This is a genomic window from Catenulispora rubra (genome assembly GCF_015356825.1).
GTDB classification, from domain to species: domain Bacteria; phylum Actinomycetota; class Actinomycetes; order Streptomycetales; family Catenulisporaceae; genus Catenulispora; species Catenulispora rubra.
Genome location: NZ_JAACYW010000134.1, coordinates 1 through 21,914, shown reverse-complemented (window position 1 = coordinate 21,914; position 21,914 = coordinate 1). Strand labels below are relative to the sequence as shown.

Below are 21,914 nucleotides of genomic sequence, written 5' to 3'. Positions count from 1 at the left end.
TCCTAGCGCTTCTTGTTGGACTTGCGACGGCGGACGATGTACTTGTCGGAGGCCTTGCCCGGCTTGCGGGTGCGGCCTTCCTTCTGACCCCACGGGGACACCGGGTGGCGGCCGCCGGAGGTCTTGCCCTCGCCACCGCCGTGCGGGTGGTCGATCGGGTTCATCGCGACACCGCGGACGGTCGGGCGCTTGCCCTTCCAGCGCATGCGTCCGGCCTTGCCCCAGTTGATGTTCGACTGCTCGGCGTTGCCGACCTCGCCGACCGTGGCGCGGCAGCGCATGTCGACGTTCCGGATCTCGCCGGAGGGCATGCGCAGCTGCGCGAACGCACCGTCCTTGGCGACGAGCTGCACGCTCGCGCCGGCGGACCGGGCGATCTTCGCGCCGCCGCCGGGGCGGAGCTCGATCGCGTGGATCGTGGTACCGGTCGGGATGTTGCGCAGCGGCAGGTTGTTGCCGGGCTTGATGTCCGCGCCGGGACCGTTCTCGATCCGGTCGCCCTGGCTCAGGTTCTTCGGGGCCAGGATGTAGCGCTTCTCGCCGTCCGCGTAGTGCAGCAGCGCGATGCGGGCGGTGCGGTTCGGGTCGTACTCGATGTGCGCGACCTTGGCCGGCACGCCGTCCTTGTCGTGGCGGCGGAAGTCGATCAGGCGGTAGGCCCGCTTGTGGCCGCCGCCCTGGTGGCGCACGGTCACGCGGCCGGTGCTGTTGCGACCGCCCTTGCTGTGGACCGGGACGACCAGCGACTTCTCCGGGGTGCTCCGGGTGATCTCGACGAAGTCGGCGACCGACGAGCCGCGACGGCCCGGGGTAGTCGGCTTGTACTTACGGATGCCCATTAGGAAACCGGCCCTCCAAACAGCTCGATGCGGCCCTTCTTGCCGTCACCGGGGTTCGGGTCCACGGTCACGATCGCGCGCTTGGTGTCCTTGCGCTTGCCCACGCCGTAGCGGGTGCGCTTGCGCTTGCCCTGGCGGTTGATCGTGTTCACCGACAGGACCTTGACGTCGAAGATCTCCTCGACGGCCTCGCGGATCTGGATCTTGTTCGTGTCCGGGTGGACGACGAACGTGTACGTGTTCTGGTCCAGAAGGCTGTAGCTCTTCTCCGACACCACCGGCTTGATGATGATGTCGCGGGCCAGGACCGAGCGGTCGGCGAACTTGCTGCTCACGCCTCGCTCCCCTCAACTTCGAGGGAGCTCGCCACCGCGGTAACGGACTTCCCCTTGGCGGGACCGGCCACGAACTGGTCGTACGCGCCCTGGGTGAACACGACGGCGTCGTTGACGAGCACGTCGTAGGTGTTCAGCTGGCCGACGTCGATCAGGTGCACGGTCGGGACGTTGCGGAGGCTCTTGTAGGAGACCTCGTCGGTGCGCTGCAGCACGACGAGCACCTGCTTGTGCTCGGTCACGCCCTTCAGCAGCGCCACGGCGGACTTCGTGTTCGGGGTCGCGCCCTCGACCAGGGCGTCCACCACGATCACGCGGCCGTCGCGGGCCCGGTCGGAGAGGGCACCGCGCAGCGCGGCGGCCTTCATCTTCTTCGGGGTGCGCTGGGCGTAGTCGCGCGGCACCGGGCCGTGGACGACGCCACCGCCGGCGAACTGCGGCGCGCGGGTCGAACCCTGGCGGGCCCGGCCGGTGCCCTTCTGGCGGTACGGCTTCTTGCCGCCGCCGGACACCTCGCCGCGGGTCTTGGTCTTGTGCGTGCCCTGGCGGGCCGCCGCCAGCTGGGCCACCACGACCTGGTGGATCAGCGGGATGTTGGTCTGGACGTCGAAGATCTCGCCGGGGAGGTCGACGGAGACAACCTGCGTCATGTCAGGCTCCCTTCTTGACCGAGGTCTTGACCAGGACCAGCCCGCCGTTGGGGCCGGGGATGGCGCCCTTGACGAGGATGAGGCCCTTCTCGGCGTCCACGGCCTGGACGGTGAGGTTCTGGACGGTCACGCGCGCCGAGCCCATCCGACCGGCCATGCGCACGCCCTTGAAGACGCGACCGGGGGTCGCGCAGGCGCCGATGGAACCGGGCGAGCGGTGCTTGCGCTGCACGCCGTGGCCCGCGCCGAGGCCCCGGAAGTTGTGGCGCTTCATGACACCGGCGAAGCCGTGGCCCTTGGAGGTGCCGGAGACGTCCACGATCTGACCCTGCGTGAAGGTCTCGGCGGTGATCTCCTGGCCCAGGGAGTACTCGGCGGCGTCGGTGGTGCGGATCTCCACGGTGTAGCGGCGCGGCGTCACGCCGGCCTTCGCGAAGTGTCCGGCCTCGGGCTTGGTCACCTTGGTCGGCTTCACGGCACCGTAGGCGATCTGCACGGCCTCGTAGCCGTCGATCTCCTGCTTGCGGATCTGCGTCACGACGCACGGCCCGGCCTTGACGACGGTCACCGGGACGACCCGGTTGTTCTCGTCCCAGACCTGGGTCATGCCGAGCTTCTCGCCCAGGACGCCCTTAATCTGCTTTCCCATGTGCCGGCCGCCTAGAGCTTGATCTCGATGTCGACGCCCGCCGGCAGGTCGAGACGCATCAGCGAGTCAACCGTCTTCGGGGTCGGGTCGAGGATGTCGATGAGTCGCTTGTGCGTGCGCATCTCGAAGTGCTCGCGCGAGTCCTTGTACTTGTGCGGCGAGCGGATGACGCAGTACACGTTCTTCTCAGTCGGCAGCGGCACCGGGCCGGCGACCTGCGCACCAGTGCGGATCACGGTCTCGACGATCTTCTTCGCCGAGGAGTCGATCACCTCGTGGTCGTAGGCCTTGAGCCTGATGCGGATCTTCTGTCCCGCCATGGCTGCTTGGTTCCTTATCCTTCGTCTTTCTTGGACCTGTTGTCCGGCGTCTGCGTCGGCCGACCCCGATCGGTGCCGGGGACTGCTCGCATCAACGCGCCCGGCGATCAAGGTGGTTGTGGACCCACCCGACCACCGGGTTTGCCGCGTTCCACAGCCTGTGTGTCCCGCGAAGCTTGTCGTGCTTGTCCTGCGTTGTCCGGTCCACGCGGTCGGGCGTGTCGCCCGGTGGAGCGTGGCGATCCCATAGGCGCGACTCATCGCCTCGCCTGCAGAATCGGATTCCGCGAGAACGTGCTCTACCATCCCCACAGCTGCCGCATCTCAGCCGCTCCGCGGCTTGTTGATGCGTCTTGCGTGTGGGCCCATGACCCCCCGCCGAAGACGACAGAAGGCTCCCGCGCACCCAAAAAGGGCGCGGACGGTTAAGCAACCTCAACAGTATGGCCCAGGCCTGGGGGTTTTGGGAAATCGAGGCGTGGGCATACCACGCTTCCTTTTTGAGATGTGATATGGAGCACGTGCCCTCGCGCGGACCTCGGCGACATCGCGCTGGTCACGGACCGGAATCGGGCCGGCACTGTCGACATTCGACAGAACCGGCCCGACACCGTCCCGGCCTCAAGCAGCGATCCGCGACTCCCCCGCCATCCACACCGCTGGCGCCACGGGCTCCATCGGGTACTCCTTGTACTCCTTGTACTCCACGGCATTGGCCGCCCGCGCCGTGAGCCAGTTGAAGAAACCGCCCACCATCTTGCGGGTCAGCATCTTGTAGGCCTTGTTGCGGCTGGCGATCTTCTTGGCGTCGACCGGCGCCAGGAAGCCGCCGGCGCCCTTGCCCTGCTTCTGGCCGATCTTGACCGCGGGGCGCAGGATCCGCTCGTAGGCGGCGAACGCCGCGGTGTGGTCGCCGCCGGCCGCCGCCAGCTCTCCGGCCAGGACGTGCGCTCCCATCATCGCCATGCCGGTGCCGCTGCCGCCGGGGCCGGCGCACCAGGCGGCGTCGCCGAGCAGGACCACGCGGCCGGTCGACCAGCGGTCCATGCGGATCTGGCTGAGGGTGTCGAAGTACAGGTCCTCGGCCTGCCACATACCCTTGAGCAGAGTCCGCGTCTCCCAGCCGGCGTCGGCGTAGGTCGCCGCCACGAGCTGCTTCTGCGCTTCGACGTCGTGGCGGTCGTAGGCCAGGTCCGGGGCGTGGAAGACGAAGCCGACGCCGAGGCGTGCCCCGTCCCGGGCGCTGGCCGCCATGACGCCGCAGCCCGGGACGTTGTAGATGCGCCCCTCGTGGTCCAGGCCGAGGTCGTTCGGGGCGGTGAAGCCCGCGATCGCCCAGCCGAGGTCGTGGCGGTAGCCCTCCTCGGGGCCGAAAGCCAGTCTGCGGACGCCGGAGTGCAGGCCGTCCGCGCCGACCACCAGGTCGTAGGTGGCCGTCGCGCCGCTGGCGAAGGTCACCCGGACGCCGTCCGCGCGGTCGTCGAGGCCGACGATCCAGTCGCCGAACACGTAGCGCGTGTCCCGGCAGGTCGCGTCGTACAGGATGCGCGCCAGGTCGCCGCGCTCGATCTCGACCTCGCCGCTGAAGAAGGCCGAGGAGAAGGCGATGACCGGCTCCCCCGCGCCGTCGATCACGACCTGGTCGCCCATCGCGGTCTCGGCGGCCTTGACCGCGTCGAAGATTCCCATCGCCTTCAGCAGCTTCACCTGCTCGCCGCGGAAGTCGACGGCGCCGCCGCTGTCCCGCAGGAACGCCGAGCGCTCGACCACCGTCGCCTCGAAGCCGTGGCGGTGCAGCCAGTAGGCGAGTGAGGGGCCCGCGATGCCGGCGCCCGAGACGAGGACGGTGCGGACGGTACGGATGGCGCGGACGCCCTTGGCGCTGTGGCCGTTGGTGGCGTTCTGGCTGTTCCGGTTGCTGTTCATGGCTCTACCCCCTGGGATCGACGGGTCCTGCGCTGTCGTGGTGAGACAACCGTACAACCGTCTTGGACGATCGTGCAAGACGGTTGTACAAACGTGTCGATCCGCGATTCCCGGCGGCGTGCGGCATACGGTCGCGCCATGGAAGCCGCCTACACCCTCGACGACGCCCGCGCCCTGTTCCCCGACCTGGTCGAGGAGGCCCGGGTCACGCGCCACCCGGTCTACGTCACCGACGACGCCGGGGAGCCGGTCGTGGCGATCGTGGGGATCCAGTGGCTGGAGGAGTGCGAGAAGCTGATGGCCGAGAGCGGGACCTCGGCCTGACGCGGGGCGGCGCTAGATCAGCTGGAGGCCGTAGCGGTCGGCGAAGGGCTGGTAGCGCCGCTTGTCCAGGGTGGCCAGGGGCAGTCCGTACGACAGGCAGCCGGCGGCGGTCCAGGCGGCGTTCGCCGGCGGCGGGTTACCGGTGCGCTGGGCGGCCACCACGATGCGGCCCCAGATGCGGGCCACCGTCTCGTCGCCGGGGATGGTGCGGCCGGGATCGAGCCATTCGCAGAGCTCCTCGGTGCGGGAGTGGCCCCACAGCAGGCGTTCCGGCCAGGTCGCCAGTTCGGCGACGGCGGGGAACGGCAGGAGCACCGTGCAGCCGGCGAAGTCGCCGAGGGTGCGGTCGGCGGTGAACCAGCGGGACGCCAGGTCAGCGTCAGCGGCTACCAGGTCCGGCATCGGACGTTCACCGATCGCGGCGATCACGTCCGGGGCGATGTGCGCTCCGTTCGCGGCGGTCACTTCCATCCCAAGAGAGTCACCATCGACACCGCCATCGGTGCCGTCATGGGTGCCGTCATCGCGGGCAGGCCCATCACCAGGACCTCCGTCGCCGGAAGGTTCACCGCTCGCCGCAACCGCAACCGCATCGGCCGCGGAATACTCGCCGGCCGAATCCACGGCAGCCCAGCCCCATGCCCCGCGTCGGCCCAGCACCTGGTCCACCGTCAGCCACCGCGACGCCAGCTCCGCGCCGGAGAACTCACGCTCCTCAGCCGGCATGGTGCCGCCGTTCCTCGTGCAGCCACGCGAGAAAGGCCGCGCGCTCGCGCTCCGAGGCGAACAGCGTCGGCCACCCGGCCAACTCCTCCAGCGTCAGGGGCCTGACACCGGCCGTGCGCACCCTGCGGTCGAGATCGTTCCTGCGGAGCGGCTGGATGCGGGCCAGCCACGCGTCGAAGGTCTCGCCGGGCAACGGTGGATACTTCACACCTACCTCCGAAGTTCGGGGAATTACATCTAGTTAATGCCCCGGGTGCCGCTCAGGGGTCTGAGCCGCACAGGAAATTCACTCGAAAGTAGAAAGGGAAGGCCCCCGGAGCCGAAGCTCCGAGGGCCTTCCCGCAAGAGGCACCCGCGGCCTGACGGCCGGGAGGGTACTTACTTGGTGATCTTCACAACGCGGCCGGCGCCGACGGTGCGGCCACCCTCACGGATGGCGAACCGCAGGCCCTCCTCCATGGCGATCGGCTGGATCAGCGCGACCGACATCTCGGTGTTGTCGCCCGGCATGACCATCTCGGTGCCCTCGGGGAGGGTCACGACGCCGGTCACGTCGGTCGTCCGGAAGTAGAACTGCGGACGGTAGTTGTTGAAGAACGGCGTGTGCCGGCCACCCTCGTCCTTGGACAGGATGTAGACGTTCGCCTCGAAGTCGGTGTGCGGGGTGGTCGTGCCCGGCTTGATCACGACCTGGCCGCGCTCGACGTCGTCGCGCTTGATGCCGCGCAGCAGCAGACCGACGTTCTCGCCGGCCTGGCCCTCGTCGAGCAGCTTGCGGAACATCTCGACACCGGTGACCGTGGTGGTCTGCTTCTCGTTGCGGATGCCGATGATGTCGACGGTCTCGTTGACCTTGACGATGCCGCGCTCGATACGACCGGTGACGACGGTGCCACGACCGGTGATCGTGAAGACGTCCTCGATCGGCATCAGGAACGGCTTGTCGATCTCGCGCTCGGGCTGCGGGATCGAGTCGTCGACGGCCTTCATCAGCTCCAGGAGCTTGGCCGACCACTCCGGGTCGCCCTCCAGGGCCTTGAGCGCCGAGACGCGGATGACCGGCAGGTCGTCGCCCGGGAACTCGTACTCCGAGAGCAGCTCGCGGACCTCGAGCTCGACGAGCTCCAGGATCTCCTCGTCGTCCACCATGTCCGACTTGTTCAGCGCGACCACGATGTAGGGCACGCCGACCTGGCGGGCCAGGAGCACGTGCTCCTTGGTCTGCGGCATCGGGCCGTCGGTGGCGGCCACGACCAGGATGGCGCCGTCCATCTGGGCCGCACCGGTGATCATGTTCTTGATGTAGTCCGCGTGACCGGGGCAGTCGACGTGCGCGTAGTGCCGCGCGTCGGTCTGGTACTCGACGTGCGCGATGGAGATGGTGATACCGCGCTGACGCTCTTCGGGCGCCTTGTCGATCTGGTCGAACGGGGTGTAGGGGTTCAGGTCCGGGTGGGCGTCGTGCAGAACCTTGGTGATGGCCGCGGTCAGCGTCGTCTTACCGTGGTCGATGTGACCGATGGTGCCGATGTTGACGTGCGGCTTGGTCCGCTCGAACTTCGCCTTCGCCACGATGTCCTCCTGTTGGACGGTTGTGGTGCCGCCGAGGGATGGCTGCCCCCGGCGGCTCTACAGATTTGTTAGGTGAACCGGCTTGGGCTACTCGCCGCGCGCCTTCTTGACGATCTCTTCCGCCACGTTCCGGGGAACCTCGGCGTAGGAGTCGAACTGCATGCTGTACGAGGCCCGGCCGGACGTCTTGGACCGGAGGTCCCCGACGTAGCCGAACATCTCGCTCAGCGGAACCAGGGCCTTGACGACCCGGGAGCCGAACCGCTCCTCCATGGCCTGGATCTGGCCACGGCGGGAGTTCAGGTCGCCGATCACTTCGCCCATGTAGTCCTCGGGCGTGGTGACCTCGACCGCCATCATCGGCTCCAGCAGCGCCGGGTCGGCCTTGCGGGCCGCTTCCTTGAACGCCATGGAGCCGGCGACCTTGAAGGCCATCTCGGAGGAGTCGACCTCGTGGTACTTGCCGTCCAGCAGCGTCACCTTGACGCCGGTCAGCGGGAAGCCGGCGAGCACGCCGAACTCCATCGCGTCCTGGCAGCCGGCGTCCACCGAGGGGATGTACTCCTTGGGGATGCGGCCGCCGCTGACGGCGTTGACGAACTCGTAGCCCTCGGCACCCGGCTCGCCGTCCGCAAGCGGCTCCAGCGAGATGATGACGGAGGCGTACTGGCCCGAACCACCGGTCTGCTTCTTGTGCGTGTACTCGACCTTGGGCACCGCGCGACGGATGGTCTCGCGGTAGGCCACCTGGGGCTTGCCGACGTTCGCCTCGACCTTGAACTCCCGGCGCATGCGGTCCACCAGGATCTCCAGGTGGAGCTCGCCCATGCCGGAGATGACGGTCTGGCCGGTCTCCTCGTCGGTCCGAACCTGGAACGACGGGTCCTCCTCGGCCAGGCGCTGGATCGCGACGCCGAGCTTCTCCTGGTCGGACTTCGTCTTCGGCTCGATCGCGACGTGGATCACCGGGGCCGGGAAGGTCATCGACTCCAGGATGATCGGGTTCGCGGTGTCCGACAGCGTCTCGCCGGTCGTGGTGTCCTTCAGACCCATGACGGCGATGATGTCGCCGGCGCCCACCGACTCGATCTCCTCACGCTTGTTCGCGTGCATGCGGTAGATCTTGCCGATGCGCTCCTTGCGCCCCTTGACCGAGTTCAGGTACGTCCCGCCGGACTCCAGCTTGCCGGAGTAGACGCGCACGAACGTGAGCTTGCCCAGGTGCGGGTCGCTCATGATCTTGAACGCCAGCGCGGACATCGGCTCGTCGTCGGAGGGCTTGCGGTGCAGCACCGTCTCCTCGTCGCCGACCTTGTGGCCGTCGATGGCCTCCACGTCCAGCGGCGAGGGGAGGTAGCGGACGATCGCGTCGAGCAGGGGCTGAACGCCCTTGTTCTTGAACGCGGTCCCGCAGAACACCGGGTTCAGCTTGGCGGCGAGGGTGGCGCGGCGGATGGCCGCGTACAGCTGCTCCGTGGTGGGCTCCTGGCCCTCCAGGTACAGCTCCATCATCTCGTCGTCGGCCTCGGCGATGGTCTCCAGCAGACGCCCGCGCCACTCGTCGGCGGCCTCGGTGTGCGTCTCCGGGATCTCGACCTCGTCGTAGGCCTCGCCCAGCTTGGTCTCGGCGCTCCACACCAGGGCCTTCATCTTCACCAGGTCGATGACGCCCTTGAAATCCGCCTCGGCACCGATCGGCAGCTGCATGACCAGCGGAGTGGCCTGCAGACGGGTGACGATCATGTCGACGCAGCGGTGGAACTCCGCACCAGTGCGGTCCAGCTTGTTGATGAAACAAATGCGCGGGACGCCGTAACGGTCGGCCTGCCGCCAGACCGTCTCGGACTGCGGCTCCACGCCGGCGACACCGTCGAACACCGCGACCGCGCCGTCGAGGACGCGCAGCGATCGCTCCACCTCGACGGTGAAGTCCACGTGTCCGGGCGTGTCGATGATGTTGATGGTGTTGTCGACGTCGTCCACCGACCAGTGACAGGTGACAGCCGCGGAGGTGATCGTGATGCCACGCTCCTGCTCCTGCTCCATCCAGTCGGTGGTGGCAGCGCCGTCGTGGACCTCGCCGATCTTGTAGCTCATCCCGGTGTAGTACAGGATGCGCTCGGTCGTCGTGGTCTTGCCCGCGTCGATGTGGGCCATGATCCCGATGTTGCGGACCTTGGCCAGGTCAACGGCGTTGGGGGCCATTTCGCTCAGCTACTTTCTGCGGTCTCGGCTACCGGGGTTACCAGCGGTAGTGCGCGAACGCCTTGTTCGCGTCCGCCATCTTGTGCGTGTCCTCGCGGCGCTTGACGGAGGCACCCAGGCCGTTGGAGGCGTCCAGGAGCTCGTTCATCAGGCGCTCGGTCATGGTCTTCTCGCGGCGCTGCCGGGAGTAGCCCACCAGCCAGCGCAGGGCCAGCGTGGTGCTGCGGCCGGCGCGGACCTCGATCGGCACCTGGTAGGTCGCACCGCCGACGCGGCGGGACTTGACCTCCAGGGTCGGCTTCACGTTGTCCAGCGCGCGCTTGAGCGTGATCACCGGGTCGGTGCCGGTCTTCTCCCGGCAGCCCTCCAGGGCGCCGTAGACGATGCGCTCGGCGGTGGAGCGCTTGCCGTCCAGCAGGACCTTGTTCACCAGCGAGGTGACCAGGGGGGAGTTGTAGACCGGGTCGATGACGACCGGGTGCTTCGGGGCAGGACCCTTGCGAGGCATTAGCTCTTCTCCTTCTTGGCGCCGTAGCGGCTGCGGGCCTGCTTGCGGTTCTTGACGCCCTGGGTGTCGAGCGAGCCACGGACGATCTTGTACCGAACGCCCGGCAGGTCCTTCACACGGCCGCCGCGCACGAGCACGATGGAGTGCTCCTGCAGGTTGTGGCCGACGCCCGGGATGTACGCCGTGACCTCGATGCCGGAGGACAGCTTCACACGGGCCACCTTGCGCAGAGCCGAGTTCGGCTTCTTGGGCGTGGTGGTGTACACGCGGGTGCAGACGCCGCGGCGCTGCGGGGATCCCTTGAGCGCAGGAGTGTTGTTCTTCACAACCTTGTCCTGCCGGCCCTTGCGGACCAACTGCTGAATTGTAGGCACTAGGTGCTGGCCTTCCCTTTCCTTCACGGCTCCGCGGGGGCGACCCCCGGGCGCGGAGTGCTACTACCTCTCGGTTTCGCGTCGAGTTCCTGCTGGTTGTCCACGGCCACGGCCCACCCTCGCGACTGCTCGGGCGTCCTGTCCGGGTATCACCCGGGACGTCCGGTCCACGAGGTCGGGCGTGTCGCGACCTACAGACCCCTGCTGTCCCAAGGCTTTGGGCTGCGCGCTGGACGCGAGCCCGCACCCGGATGGTGCGCAGGCAGGAGTAGCCGGGGGGACACCCCTGGCACGGCGACGAGCCTACCCAGGGCATGCCGGTGAGGTCAAAACGGAGGGAGGGACCTTAGCACCGGACTCCACCGCCATCAAGGCGGCCGGTCCGTGCATCGGGCCCGCCACGGTCCGCCCCACTGGCGAACCCCCTCATTCTCGCATGCCGGACACGCGACCGTAGCCGTTTAACGAGGCGGGTGACACCAGCCGACATGGGAGTCAACGACAGGGGCCCGGGAGGTATTCCCGCGCCCCACCGGACTCGGCCCGTCACGTGAGCAACAGCGTCAGCACGCCTTTGATTCCGGCGTGCGCCACGAAGTAGTAGTGGAAGATCAGGTAAGCGAGGATCGCCAGATCGGCCAGCCCCAGCAGCCGGGCCAGGTCTGCGAGCCCGGCCCCGGTCCGGGCGCCCTCGGCGGCCAGTATGCTCCGCTTCGCCCGCGCCCCCCAGCGCGCGGCGCACACCGCGGCCACGAGCGCGACGGCTATCGGCAGGTTGTAGAACGGCGTCCACGACGACCAGGCCAGCACCGCGGCCGCCATCGCGGCCACCGCCCGCAGCTCCAGCCGGGCGCCCTGGTCCGGTCCCCCGTACCCGCCGCCCTGCCCCGGCACCGGGCTCGGCGAGGGCCGGCTGCCGGCCGCACTGTAGTTGGGACGCCCGACCTCGGGCTGGTCGTTCATCGGCCGTCCGCCTTTCGGGTCACTGGCGACATGTTCAGAGTACCCACGGGGAACCTGAACCACGTCTCATGCATCAAAGGTCTGTAACGTCCGCACAACCGGGGGACCCACATGACCGCCCACGAGATCTTCCAGCAACGCTTCAACGCGCTCGACGTCACCACCCGGGCAGCGTTGGTGTTCCGCTACCGCGAAGGACTGCCCCTGGCGCACGTCGCCCAACTGGTCGGCCGGCCGGTCCGCAAACTCGGACCGTTGCTGGACCGGACGCTGGCAGAGCTGTGCGAAGCCGGGGCGCTGAGCGCGTCGGCCGATCCGGCGCTGGCCGTGCACGACGAACTCGACGCGCTGCGCGGCGATCCCGCGCTGTCGTCGTTCAGTCTGGTCTCGGCCGTCCGGGCCGAGCAGAACCGTCGGGGACTGCTGCGCGGCGGCATGCGCCGCTTCGCCTAGAAGCCGGAGCCGCCGAGGCAAAGCCGAAGGGCGGCCGCTCCCCACCGGGGAACGGCCGCCCAATCAGCGTGCTAGGGGATCAGCTCCCCCGGCCTCAGCCGCTGTAGCCGCCGAAGTCGTACTCCTCCAGCGGGACCGCCTGGCCGGAGCCGCTGCCGAAGCTGTACGACGAGTAGTCGTCGTCGTAGCCCACCAGCGTGTACATCTGGGCCTTCGCCTCTTCGGTCGGCTCGACCTTGATGTTCCGGTAGCGCGGCATGCCGGTCCCGGCCGGGATCAGCTTGCCGATGATCACGTTCTCCTTCAGGCCGAGCAGCGAGTCGGACTTGCCGTTGATCGCCGCGTCCGTCAGGACCCGGGTGGTCTCCTGGAAGGAGGCCGCCGACAGCCACGAGTCCGTGGCCAGCGACGCCTTGGTGATACCCATCAGCTGCGGACGCCCGGAGGCCGCGTGCCCGCCCTCGGCGAGGACCTTGCGGTTCTCGGTCTCGAAGCGGCCGAACTCGACCAGCTCGCCCGGGAGCAGCTCGGCGTCCCCGGCCTCGATGATCGTCACCCGGCGCAGCATCTGCCGGACGATGATCTCGATGTGCTTGTCGTGGATCGGCACACCCTGGCTGCGGTACACCTTCTGGACCTCGGCCACCAGGTGGATCTGCACCTGGCGCTGGCCCAGGATGCGCAGCACGTCGTGCGGGTTGACGGTGCCCTTGGTGAGCTCCTGCCCGACCTCGACGTGCTGGTCGTCGGCGACCAGCAGCATGGTGCGCTTGCTGACCGGGTAGGCGACCTCCTCCACCGACGGGTCGTCGGGGGTGATGACGATCTTGCGGGTCTTGTCGGTGTCCTCGATCCGGACCCGGCCGGCCGCCTCGGCGATCGGCGCCACGCCCTTGGGCGTGCGGGCCTCGAACAGCTCGATGACACGCGGCAGACCCTGCGTGATGTCGTCGCCGGCCACACCGCCGGTGTGGAAGGTGCGCATGGTCAGCTGGGTGCCGGGCTCGCCGATCGACTGCGCGGCGATGATGCCCACCGCCTCGCCGACGTCCACCAGCTTGCCGGTGGCCAGCGACCGGCCGTAGCACATCGCGCAGGTGCCGACCTTGGACTGGCAGGTCAGGACCGAGCGGACCTTGACCTCGGCCACGCCGTTCTCGATCAGCTTGTCGATGGCCACGTCGCCCAGGTCCACGCCCGCGTCGAGGATCGTCTTCTTGTCGACGACGACCTTCTCCGCGGTGTTGCGCGCGTAGACCGAGTTCTCGACGTTCTCGTCCTTGATCAGCCGGCCCTCGGAGTTCCTGGCCGCGATCGGCATCATGATGCCGCGCTCGGTGCCGCAGTCCTCCTCGCGGATGATCACGTCCTGCGAGACGTCCACCAGACGCCGGGTGAGGTACCCGGAGTCCGCGGTGCGCAGCGCGGTGTCGGCCAGACCCTTGCGGGCGCCGTGCGTCGAGATGAAGTACTCGACGACCGACAGGCCCTCACGGAAGGACGCCTTGATGGGACGCGGGATGGTCTCGTTCTTAGCGTTCGACACCAGACCGCGCATACCGGCGATCTGCCGCATCTGCATGAAGTTACCGCGCGCGCCGGAGTCGACCATCATGAAGATCGGGTTCGTCTTCGAGAAGTTCTCCTGCATCGCGTTGGCGACGTCGTTCGTGGCCTTCGTCCAGATGGAGATGAGCTCCTGGTTGCGCTCTTCCTTCGTGACCAGACCGCGCTCGTACTGCTTCTGGATCTTCGCGGCCTGAGCCTCGTAGCCCTCGAGGATCTCGGCCTTCTTCGGCGGGACCACGATGTCCTCGACGGACACCGTGACGCCGGAGCGGGTCGCCCAGTAGAAGCCCGAGGACTTCAGGTTGTCCAGGGTCGCCGCGACGGTCACCTTCGGGTAGCGCTCGGCCAGGTCGTTGACGATCGCCGAAAGCTGCTTCTTGGCGACTTCACGGTTCTCGTACGGGTAGTCCAGCGGCAGCAGCTCGTTGAACAGCGCCCGGCCCAGCGAGGTCTTCAGGCGGAACGGCTGGCCGGTCTCCCAGCCCTCCGGAGCCACCCAGCCGCGCGGCGGGACCGCCTCGGAGATGCGCAGCTCGATCGGCGCCTGCAGGTCCAGCTCGCGGTTGTCGAAGGCCATCATGGCCTCCGAGATCGAGCCGAACGCCCGGCCCTCGCCCTTCATCCCGTCACGGTCCATCGTGAGGAAGAAGATGCCCAGGACCATGTCCTGCGTCGGCGAGGTGATCGGCCGGCCGTGCGCCGGGGACAGGATGTTGTTCGAGGACAACATCAGGATGCGGGCCTCGGCCTGTGCCTCGGCGGACAGCGGCAGGTGCACCGCCATCTGGTCGCCGTCGAAGTCCGCGTTGAACGCGGTGCACACCAGCGGGTGGATCTGGATCGCCTTGCCCTCGACCAGCTGCGGCTCGAAGGCCTGGATGCCCAGGCGGTGCAGCGTGGGGGCGCGGTTGAGCAGCACCGGGTGCTCCCCGATGACCTCCTCCAGCACGTCCCACACGACCGGCCGCGCGCGCTCCACCATCCGCTTGGCGGACTTGATGTTCTGCGCGTGGTTCAGGTCCACCAGCCGCTTCATCACGAAGGGCTTGAACAGCTCCAGCGCCATCTGCTTGGGCAGACCGCACTGGTGCAGCTTCAGCTGCGGGCCGACGACGATGACCGAACGGGCCGAGTAGTCGACGCGCTTGCCCAGCAGGTTCTGGCGGAACCGGCCCTGCTTGCCCTTGAGCATGTCGCTCAGGGACTTCAGCGGACGGTTGCCCGGTCCGGTGACCGGACGGCCGCGGCGGCCGTTGTCGAACAGCGAGTCCACGGCCTCCTGCAGCATCCGCTTCTCGTTGTTGACGATGATCTCCGGCGCGCCCAGGTCCAGCAGCCGCTTGAGGCGGTTGTTCCGGTTGATCACGCGGCGGTACAGGTCGTTCAGGTCGGAGGTCGCGAAGCGGCCGCCGTCCAGCTGCACCATCGGACGCAGGTCCGGCGGGATCACGGGCACGCAGTCCAGCACCATGCCGGACGGCGAGTTGTTGGTCGAGCGGAAGGCCTCGACGACCTTCAGGCGCTTCAGGGCCCGGGTCTTCTTCTGGCCCTTGCCGTTGCGGATGGTGTCGCGCAGCGACTCCGCCTCGGCGTCCAGGTCGAAGGTCTCCAGCCGGCGCTGCAGCGCGGCAGCACCCATCGACCCGGAGAAGTACGTGCCGTAGCGGTCACGCATCTCCCGGTACAGGATCTCGTCGCCCTCCAGGTCCTGGACCTTCAGCGACTTGAACCGGCTCCAGACCTCGTCGAGCCGGTCGATCTCGCGCTGCGCGCGGTCGCGCAGCTGCTTCATCTCCCGCTCGCCGCCCTCGCGCACCTTGCGGCGCTGGTCGGCCTTGGCACCCTCGGCCTCCAGGGCCGCGAGGTCCTCCTCGAGCTTCTTCTGCCGGGCCTCGACGTCGGCGTCGCGCCGGTTCTCGACCTGCTGGCGCTCCACGGAGACCTTGGCCTCCAGCGAGGGCAGGTCGCGGGTGCGACGCTCGTCGTCGACCTCGGTGATCATGTAGGCGGCGAAGTAGATGACCTTCTCCAGGTCCTTCGGCGCCAGGTCCAGCAGGTAGCCCAGCCGGGACGGCACACCCTTGAAGTACCAGATGTGCGTCACCGGGGCGGCGAGCTCGATGTGGCCCATCCGCTCACGGCGCACCTTGGCCCGGGTGACCTCGACGCCGCAGCGCTCGCAGATGATGCCCTTGAAGCGCACCCGCTTGTACTTGCCGCAGTAGCACTCCCAGTCCCGGGTGGGGCCGAAGATCTTCTCGCAGAAGAGTCCGTCCTTCTCCGGCTTCAGGGTGCGGTAGTTGATGGTCTCCGGCTTCTTCACCTCGCCGTAGGACCAGGTGCGGATGTCGTCGGCAGTCGCCAGACCGATACGGAGCTCGTCGAAGAAATTGACGTCAAGCATGTGGTTTCTATCCTCCTCGATGACTCGTTCGATCAGACCTCTTCGACACTGGACGGCTCACGCCGGCTCAGGTCGATGCCGAGTTCCTCGGCCGCTCGGAACACGTCCTCGTCGGTGTCGCGGAGCTCGATCATGGTGCCGTCCTTGCTGAGCACCTCGACGTTGAGGCACAGCGACTGCATTTCCTTGATCAACACCTTGAAGGACTCCGGGATGCCGGGCTCGGGGATGTTGTCGCCCTTGACGATGGCCTCGTAGACCTTCACGCGGCCGAGCACGTCGTCGGACTTGATGGTGAGCAGTTCCTGCAGCGCGTAGGCGGCGCCGTAGGCCTCCAGGGCCCACACCTCCATCTCGCCGAACCGCTGGCCGCCGAACTGGGCCTTACCGCCCAGGGGCTGCTGCGTGATCATCGAGTAGGGGCCGGTGCTGCGCGCGTGCAGCTTGTCGTCCACCAGGTGGTGGAGCTTGAGGATGTACATGTAGCCGACCGAGATCGGGTACGGGAACGGCTCGCCGGAGCGGCCGTCGAACATCCGGGCCTTGCCGGTGCTGTCCACCAGCCGGACCCCGTCGCGGGTCTTCAGGGTGTTGCCCAGCAGGCCGGTGATCTCGTCCTCGCGGGCGCCGTCGAAGACCGGGGTGGCGACCTTGGTCTTCGCCTCGGCCTTGTCCGCGCCGATCGAGCGCAGCCGCTCCTGCCACTCGCCCTCGCCCTCGCCGATGTCCCAGCCGGTGGCGGCGATCCACCCGAGGTGGGTCTCCAGCACCTGGCCCGGGTTCATCCGGGAGGGCACGCCCAGCGGGTTCAGCACGATGTCGACCGGGGTGCCGTCCTCCAGGAACGGCATGTCCTCCACCGGGAGGATCTTGGCGATGACGCCCTTGTTGCCGTGCCGGCCGGCCAGCTTGTCGCCGTGGGTGATCTTGCGCTTCTGCGCCACGTACACCCGGACCAGCTGGTTGACGCCCGGCGGCAGCTCGTCGCCGCTGTCGCGGTCGAAGATCCGGACGCCGATGATCTTGCCCTGCTCGCCGTGCGGCACCTTCAGCGAGGTGTCGCGGACTTCGCGGGCCTTCTCGCCGAAGATCGCGCGCAGCAGCCGCTCCTCCGGGGTGAGCTCGGTCTCGCCCTTGGGCGTGACCTTGCCGACCAGGATGTCGCCGGGGACGACGTCCGCGCCGATCCGGATGATGCCGCGCTCGTCGAGGTCGGCCAGGACCTCCTCGGAGACGTTCGGGATGTCCCGGGTGATCTCCTCCGGGCCCAGCTTGGTGTCCCGGGCGTCGACCTCGTGCTCCTCGATGTGGATCGAGGACAGGACGTCGTCCTGCACGAGGCGCTGCGACAGGATGATCGCGTCCTCGTAGTTGTGGCCCTCCCACGGCATGAACGCCACGAGCAGGTTCTTGCCCAGGGCCATCTCGCCGTCCTGGGTGCACGGGCCGTCGGCCAGCACCGAGCCGACCTCGACCCGCTCGCCCTCGGCCACGACCACCTTCTGGTTGAAGGAGGTGCCCTGGTTGGAGCGGCGGAACTTGGCGATCCGGTAGACGCTGGTGGTCGCGTCGTCGTTGGCGACGCTGACCAGGTCGGCGGACACCTCGGTGACCACGCCGCCCTTGTCGGCGGTGACCACGTCGGCGGCGTCGACCGCGCAGCGGTACTCCATGCCGGTGCCGACGTACGGCGAGTCCGACTGCAGCAGCGGCACGGCCTGGCGCATCATGTTCGCGCCCATCAGGGCGCGGTTGGCGTCGTCGTGCTCCAGGAACGGGATCATGGCGGTGGCCACGGACACCATCTGGCGCGGGGAGACGTCCATGTAGTCGATGTCGGCCGGAGCCATCATCTCGATCTCGCCGCCCTTGCGGCGGCACAGCACGCGCTCGTCGGTGTAGGAGCCGTCGTCCAGGACCGGGGCGTTGGCCTGGGCCACGACGTACCGGTCCTCCTCGTCCGCGGTCAGGTAGTCGATGTGGTCGGTGACCCGGCCGTCGACGACCTTGCGGTAGGGGGTCTCGATGAAGCCGAAGGCGTTGATCCGGCCGTAGGAGGCCAGCGAGCCGATCAGGCCGATGTTCGGGCCTTCCGGGGTCTCGATCGGACACATGCGGCCGTAGTGCGAGGGGTGCACGTCGCGGACTTCGAAGCCGGCGCGCTCGCGGGACAGACCGCCGGGGCCCAGCGCGTTCAGGCGGCGCTTGTGGGTCAGGCCCGAGAGCGGGTTGGTCTGGTCCATGAACTGCGACAGCTGGCTGGTGCCGAAGAACTCCTTGATGGAGGCGACGACCGGCCGGATGTTGATCAGCGTCTGCGGCGTGATGGCCTCGACGTCCTGCGTGGTCATGCGCTCGCGGACGACGCGCTCCATGCGGGCAAGGCCGGTGCGGACCTGGTTCTGGATCAGCTCGCCGACGCTGCGCAGGCGGCGGTTGCCGAAGTGGTCGATGTCGTCCTCTTCGACGACGACCATCGGCGCGCCCTCGACCTGCGGGTCCATCTCGGTCTCGCCGGCGTGCAGCTTCACCAGGAACTTGATCGCGTTGACGATGTCGTCCTCGGTGAGCACCGTGTTGTCGATGCCGCTGGCCTGTCCCAGCTTCTTGTCGATCTTGTAGCGGCCGACCTTGGCCAGGTCGTAGCGCTTGGGGTTGAAGTACAGGTTGTCCAGCAGGGTCTGGGCCGCCTCGCGCGTCGGCGGCTCGCCCGGGCGCAGCTTGCGGTAGATGTCCAGCAGCGCCTCGTCCTGGCCGGCGGTGTGGTCCTTCTCCAGCGTCTGGCGCATGGACTCGTACTCGCCGAACTCCTCCAGGATCCGGGCGTCGTCCCAGCCCAGGGCCTTCAGGAGCACGGTGACGTGCTGCTTGCGCTTGCGGTCGACGCGAACGCCCACCATGTCGCGCTTGTCGATCTCGAACTCGAGCCAGGCGCCCCGGCTCGGGATGATCTTCGCGTTGAAGACGTCCTTGTCGGAGGTCTTGTCGATGTCCTGCGAGAAGTACAGACCCGGGGAGCGCACCAGCTGGGTCACCACGACACGCTCGGTGCCGTTGATGATGAAGGTGCCCTTGTTCGTCATGAGCGGGAAGTCGCCCATGAAGACGGTCTGGCTCTTGATCTCGCCGGTCTCGTTGTTCGTGAACTCGGCGGTCACGAACAGCGGGGCGGCGAAGGTGAAGTCGCGGTCCTTGCACTCGTCGATGGAGTACTTCGCGGGCTCGAAGCGGTGGTCGCGGAACGTCAGCGACATGGTGCCCTGGAAGTCCTCGATCGGGGAGATCTCCTCGAAGATCTCCTCCAGACCGGAGGTGGTGGGCACGTCGAGGCCTGCGGCCTGCTGCTCGGAAACGCGACCCTTCCAGGTGGCGTTGCCGACGAGCCAGTCGAAGGACTCCGTCTGCAGCGCGAGCAGGTTCGGAACCTCGAGCGGCTCTTTGATCTTCGCGAAGGAGATGCGGCGGGCGGCGTTCTTGGTGATGTTCTGGGCGGTGCGCGAGGCGGCCAAGAGGGGTCCTTCCGGGGCTCGGACTGGACTGGCTGTCCTTAGCGCTACCAGGCGGACCTGTATCCCTACCCGGCGACGGAACCGGCGAAACCCCTGGTCGGCGGCGGTGTTGGAGGCACCGGGGCCGGGTGGTCGGAAGGGGTTCGCGAGGCCGTTGACGGAACGAGGCATGCAGAAAGGCAGCGCAAACGAACAGTGTAGCCATGTCGGCCACTCCTGTCCAGCCCGTGCCTTAATAGGCCTGACGCGGGTCGAAAGCCCCCGCCTAACGGGGCTCCGACGCGTCGGGCAACAGACGGACAGACTAGCCGGGTCCACCGACAGTTGTCGCCGCCGACACGGGCGGCAGGTCCGTCCTTCGCACCTTTTTTCTTCCCCGGCCTTCGCCTCGCGCTGCCTCGGTCCCGGGGGTCCTGCTGTATATCGCTGACGTACCGCAGAATCCCGCGTAGCTGGGCCGACGTCAAGAGCTGTGCCGGGATCTTTCTCCTGGCAAGCCCGCCGCACACGGTGATCACACTGGTCACGGCCGAACGCGAAGGACCCCCGGGGATAACCCCGGGGGTCCTTCGAACGGCTCGCGCCGTGAAGACGAACTACTTCACGGTGACGCCGGCGCCGGCCTCTTCCAGAGAAGCCTTGGCCTTCTCGGCGGCCTCCTTGGTGGCCTTCTCCAGGACCGGCTTCGGCGCGCCGTCGACCAGGTCCTTGGCTTCCTTCAGACCCAGCGAGGTCAGCTCGCGCACGACCTTGATGACCTGGATCTTCTTCTCGCCGGCCGACTCCAGGATGACGTCGAACTCGTCCTGCTCCACCGGAGCCTCGGCGGCGGCGGCAGCCGGGCCCGCGACGGCGACGGCGGCCGGGGCGGCAGCCTTGACGTCGAAGGTGTCCTCGAACAGCTTCACGAACTCAGAGAGCTCGATCAGGGTCATTTCCTTGAAAGCCTCGAGCAGCTCGTCGGTGCTGAGCTTCGCCATGACAGGCGTCCTTTCTCTAAGTGAGTTCTAGCTAGGTTTTGCCGGGTGCCTATCAGGCGTCGGCGGACTTCTTGGCCGACAGCGCGTCCACGGTACGGACGGCCTTGGCCAGAGGAGCCTGGAAGAGCGCCGCCGCGTTCGCGAGGGACGCCTTCATCGCGCCGGCCGCCTTGGCCAGCAGAACCTCGCGGGACTCCAGATCCGCGAGCTTGGTGATGTCGGCCGGGGAGAGGGTCTTGCCCTCCATCACCCCGCCCTTGATCACCAGGAGGGGGTTCGCCTTGGCGAAGTCACGAAGACCCTTGGCCGCCTCGACCGGGTCGCCCTTGATGAAGGCGATGGCCGAAGGACCCTTCAGCGCCGTCTCGTCCAGACCCTCGATACCGGCCTCGCGAGCAGCGACCTTGGTCAGCGTGTTCTTCACCACGGCGTAATCCGTGGTCGCACCGAGCGCGCGCCGAAGCTCCTTCAGCTGCGCGACAGTGAGCCCGCGGTACTCGGTCAGCACGGCGGCGTTCGAGCCGCGGAAGTGATCCGCGATCTCGGCGACCGCAGCCGCCTTGTCAGGCCTCGCCATACGGGCCTCCTTCCGGGGTGTCAGAGCCGACGATGAGCCACCAGACACGAAAAAACGCCCGGCGCGTCAGCGCGGGGCGTCACAGGTACGAAGGCCAGTCCGAGGACCGGCTACCACTGCTTCACTTATCGCGCCTCGGCGGGTCGCTCCGTGTGGAGGCCTTCGACTGGTCCGGGCCGTTCGGCTCGGAGCAGCGACCAGCGGTCTTCGGCTTCATCAAGATTAGCACGGGGCCAGGGGTGGTTTTGACCGGCCGCTCGGCCGCGCGGCCGAGCGCGGCCTTAGCGGCTGCGGTAGGCGACAGGACAGACCGGCCGGTGGTGTGGCAAGGGGGTCCGAAGGACCATGCCGGGTGTTGGTTCTGGGTCCCTCGCCGCGTCAGCGGGCGCAGCCAACCTGCCCGGTTTGGCGGTGTCAAGCCGGACGGAAAACGACCACAGCAGCAGCGATGCGGCTTGATTCCGCCAAACCGCGCTGGTTCCGTTTACGGCGATGACGCGGCGAGGGACCCAGAACCCGGCGACCACAAGCAGCACCGCCAGCAAACAACGCGACGCAGGCAACAGCGGATAGAAAGCCGAACAGTCGCGGACCGCCGCCAAACCGCCGGACGCACGGGTCGCCCCCTCGTCGAGGAGGCCCGCCAGAGGCCTCAACGCACCCACCAAACGCGGCCGCCACCCGCCCGCACGACGCGTGCGCAGTGACTCGGACTCATGCGCGGTCTTGCACGCGAACACCGCCACCCGCCAACGCAACCGAGCGCGCGCGTCAGACATGGCGGCATTTTGTTAGAGAATTATCGCCCCTTATACACAGATATAGCACGCGCCATCGACAACCCACACCCACACCGGCGGCCGCCAGCGCAACCAGCGGGGCACAGCCGAACTGCGTCCCCTGCGAGGATCCTGTTGCCCATTTGAATTGGTCATGCGGCGAGGGAGAGTTCGAGGCGGGCGAGGTGGCTGGTGCGGCTGCGGTCGAGTGGCTGGTCGTTCCACCAGGCGTGTAGTCGGATGAGGTTGAGT

19 protein-coding genes are annotated in these 21,914 nt (G+C 67.9%); 2 read left to right on the top strand and 17 right to left on the bottom strand.

Going from position 1 to position 21,914, the window contains the following annotated elements:
* Nucleotides 1-2 precede the first annotated feature (2 nt).
* The 6 genes from rplB to GWK61_RS30555 all read right to left on the bottom strand — a co-directional run bounded on the left by rplB (nt 3) and on the right by GWK61_RS30555 (nt 4,719).
* A complete protein-coding gene (rplB, locus tag GWK61_RS30580) occupies nt 3-839 on the bottom strand; it encodes a 50S ribosomal protein L2 (protein ID WP_194914706.1) in 837 nt (278 codons plus the stop codon).
* Nucleotides 839-1,174 carry a 50S ribosomal protein L23 gene (rplW, locus tag GWK61_RS30575; RefSeq protein WP_194914704.1) on the bottom strand — a complete coding sequence of 112 codons (336 nt, stop codon included), beginning with the start codon at nt 1,172-1,174 and terminating at the stop codon, nt 839-841. The genes rplB and rplW overlap by 1 nt, the downstream gene beginning before the upstream one ends.
* Nucleotides 1,171-1,824: a 50S ribosomal protein L4 gene (gene rplD / locus GWK61_RS30570; protein WP_194914698.1), complete on the bottom strand. Its 654-nt coding sequence runs from the start codon at nt 1,822-1,824 to the stop codon at nt 1,171-1,173. The genes rplW and rplD overlap by 4 nt, the downstream gene beginning before the upstream one ends.
* Before the next feature lies 1 nt (nt 1,825).
* The gene (rplC, locus tag GWK61_RS30565; RefSeq protein WP_194914696.1) at nt 1,826-2,473 is read right to left on the bottom strand and encodes a 50S ribosomal protein L3; all 648 of its coding nucleotides are present in this window, start codon (nt 2,471-2,473) and stop codon (nt 1,826-1,828) included.
* Nucleotides 2,474-2,484: 11 nt separating this feature from the next.
* Entirely contained in the window at nt 2,485-2,793 is a 309-nt protein-coding gene (gene rpsJ / locus GWK61_RS30560) for a 30S ribosomal protein S10 (RefSeq protein ID WP_012785157.1), read from the bottom strand.
* Nucleotides 2,794-3,414: 621 nt separating this feature from the next.
* Nucleotides 3,415-4,719, bottom strand: coding sequence for an FAD-dependent monooxygenase (locus GWK61_RS30555; RefSeq protein ID WP_194914694.1), 1,305 nt, complete (start codon nt 4,717-4,719; stop codon nt 3,415-3,417).
* 138 nt (nt 4,720-4,857) lie between these two features.
* On the opposite strand from GWK61_RS30555, the gene GWK61_RS30550 reads away from it, so the two are divergent.
* Nucleotides 4,858-5,043 carry a type II toxin-antitoxin system prevent-host-death family antitoxin gene (locus GWK61_RS30550; protein WP_194914692.1) on the top strand — a complete coding sequence of 62 codons (186 nt, stop codon included), beginning with the start codon at nt 4,858-4,860 and terminating at the stop codon, nt 5,041-5,043.
* Between the two features lie 12 nt (nt 5,044-5,055).
* On the opposite strand, the gene GWK61_RS30545 is transcribed toward GWK61_RS30550, so the two are convergent.
* The 7 genes from GWK61_RS30545 to GWK61_RS30515 form a co-directional block, all read right to left on the bottom strand.
* Entirely contained in the window at nt 5,056-5,514 is a 459-nt protein-coding gene (locus GWK61_RS30545) for a PIN domain-containing protein (RefSeq protein WP_194914690.1), read from the bottom strand.
* A gap of 244 nt (nt 5,515-5,758) precedes the next feature.
* Nucleotides 5,759-5,977 (bottom strand): hypothetical protein, encoded by a 219-nt coding sequence (locus tag GWK61_RS30540; RefSeq protein WP_194914686.1) that lies wholly within the window; start codon nt 5,975-5,977, stop codon nt 5,759-5,761.
* A 170-nt stretch (nt 5,978-6,147) separates the two neighbouring features.
* Nucleotides 6,148-7,341, bottom strand: a complete 1,194-nt coding sequence (tuf, locus tag GWK61_RS30535; protein ID WP_194914682.1) for an elongation factor Tu — start codon at nt 7,339-7,341, stop codon at nt 6,148-6,150.
* A gap of 87 nt (nt 7,342-7,428) precedes the next feature.
* Complete coding sequence (gene fusA, locus GWK61_RS30530; RefSeq protein ID WP_194914681.1) at nt 7,429-9,546, bottom strand: elongation factor G; 2,118 nt, start codon at nt 9,544-9,546, stop codon at nt 7,429-7,431.
* 37 nt (nt 9,547-9,583) lie between these two features.
* Nucleotides 9,584-10,054, bottom strand: a complete 471-nt coding sequence (rpsG, locus tag GWK61_RS30525) for a 30S ribosomal protein S7 (protein ID WP_012785149.1) — start codon at nt 10,052-10,054, stop codon at nt 9,584-9,586.
* Nucleotides 10,054-10,428, bottom strand: a complete 375-nt coding sequence (rpsL, locus tag GWK61_RS30520; RefSeq protein ID WP_194896225.1) for a 30S ribosomal protein S12 — start codon at nt 10,426-10,428, stop codon at nt 10,054-10,056. Before rpsL ends, rpsG begins: the two co-directional genes overlap by 1 nt.
* 546 nt (nt 10,429-10,974) lie before the next feature.
* Nucleotides 10,975-11,391, bottom strand: a complete 417-nt coding sequence (locus GWK61_RS30515; protein ID WP_194914679.1) for a hypothetical protein — start codon at nt 11,389-11,391, stop codon at nt 10,975-10,977.
* A 111-nt stretch (nt 11,392-11,502) separates the two neighbouring features.
* On the opposite strand from GWK61_RS30515, the gene GWK61_RS30510 reads away from it, so the two are divergent.
* Entirely contained in the window at nt 11,503-11,844 is a 342-nt protein-coding gene (locus GWK61_RS30510) for a hypothetical protein (RefSeq protein ID WP_194914677.1), read from the top strand.
* Nucleotides 11,845-11,938: 94 nt separating this feature from the next.
* Here GWK61_RS30510 and GWK61_RS30505 read toward each other — a convergent pair whose 3' ends face one another.
* From GWK61_RS30505 to rplJ, 4 genes are all read right to left on the bottom strand, one after another.
* Complete coding sequence (locus GWK61_RS30505) at nt 11,939-15,817, bottom strand: DNA-directed RNA polymerase subunit beta' (RefSeq protein WP_194914675.1); 3,879 nt, start codon at nt 15,815-15,817, stop codon at nt 11,939-11,941.
* Nucleotides 15,818-15,849: 32 nt separating this feature from the next.
* Entirely contained in the window at nt 15,850-19,326 is a 3,477-nt protein-coding gene (gene rpoB, locus GWK61_RS30500; RefSeq protein ID WP_194914673.1) for a DNA-directed RNA polymerase subunit beta, read from the bottom strand.
* A 596-nt stretch (nt 19,327-19,922) separates the two neighbouring features.
* Complete coding sequence (rplL, locus tag GWK61_RS30495; RefSeq protein ID WP_194914671.1) at nt 19,923-20,306, bottom strand: 50S ribosomal protein L7/L12; 384 nt, start codon at nt 20,304-20,306, stop codon at nt 19,923-19,925.
* A 52-nt stretch (nt 20,307-20,358) separates the two neighbouring features.
* Nucleotides 20,359-20,883: a 50S ribosomal protein L10 gene (gene rplJ, locus GWK61_RS30490; protein ID WP_194914669.1), complete on the bottom strand. Its 525-nt coding sequence runs from the start codon at nt 20,881-20,883 to the stop codon at nt 20,359-20,361.
* Between the last annotated feature and the right edge of the window lie 1,031 nt (nt 20,884-21,914).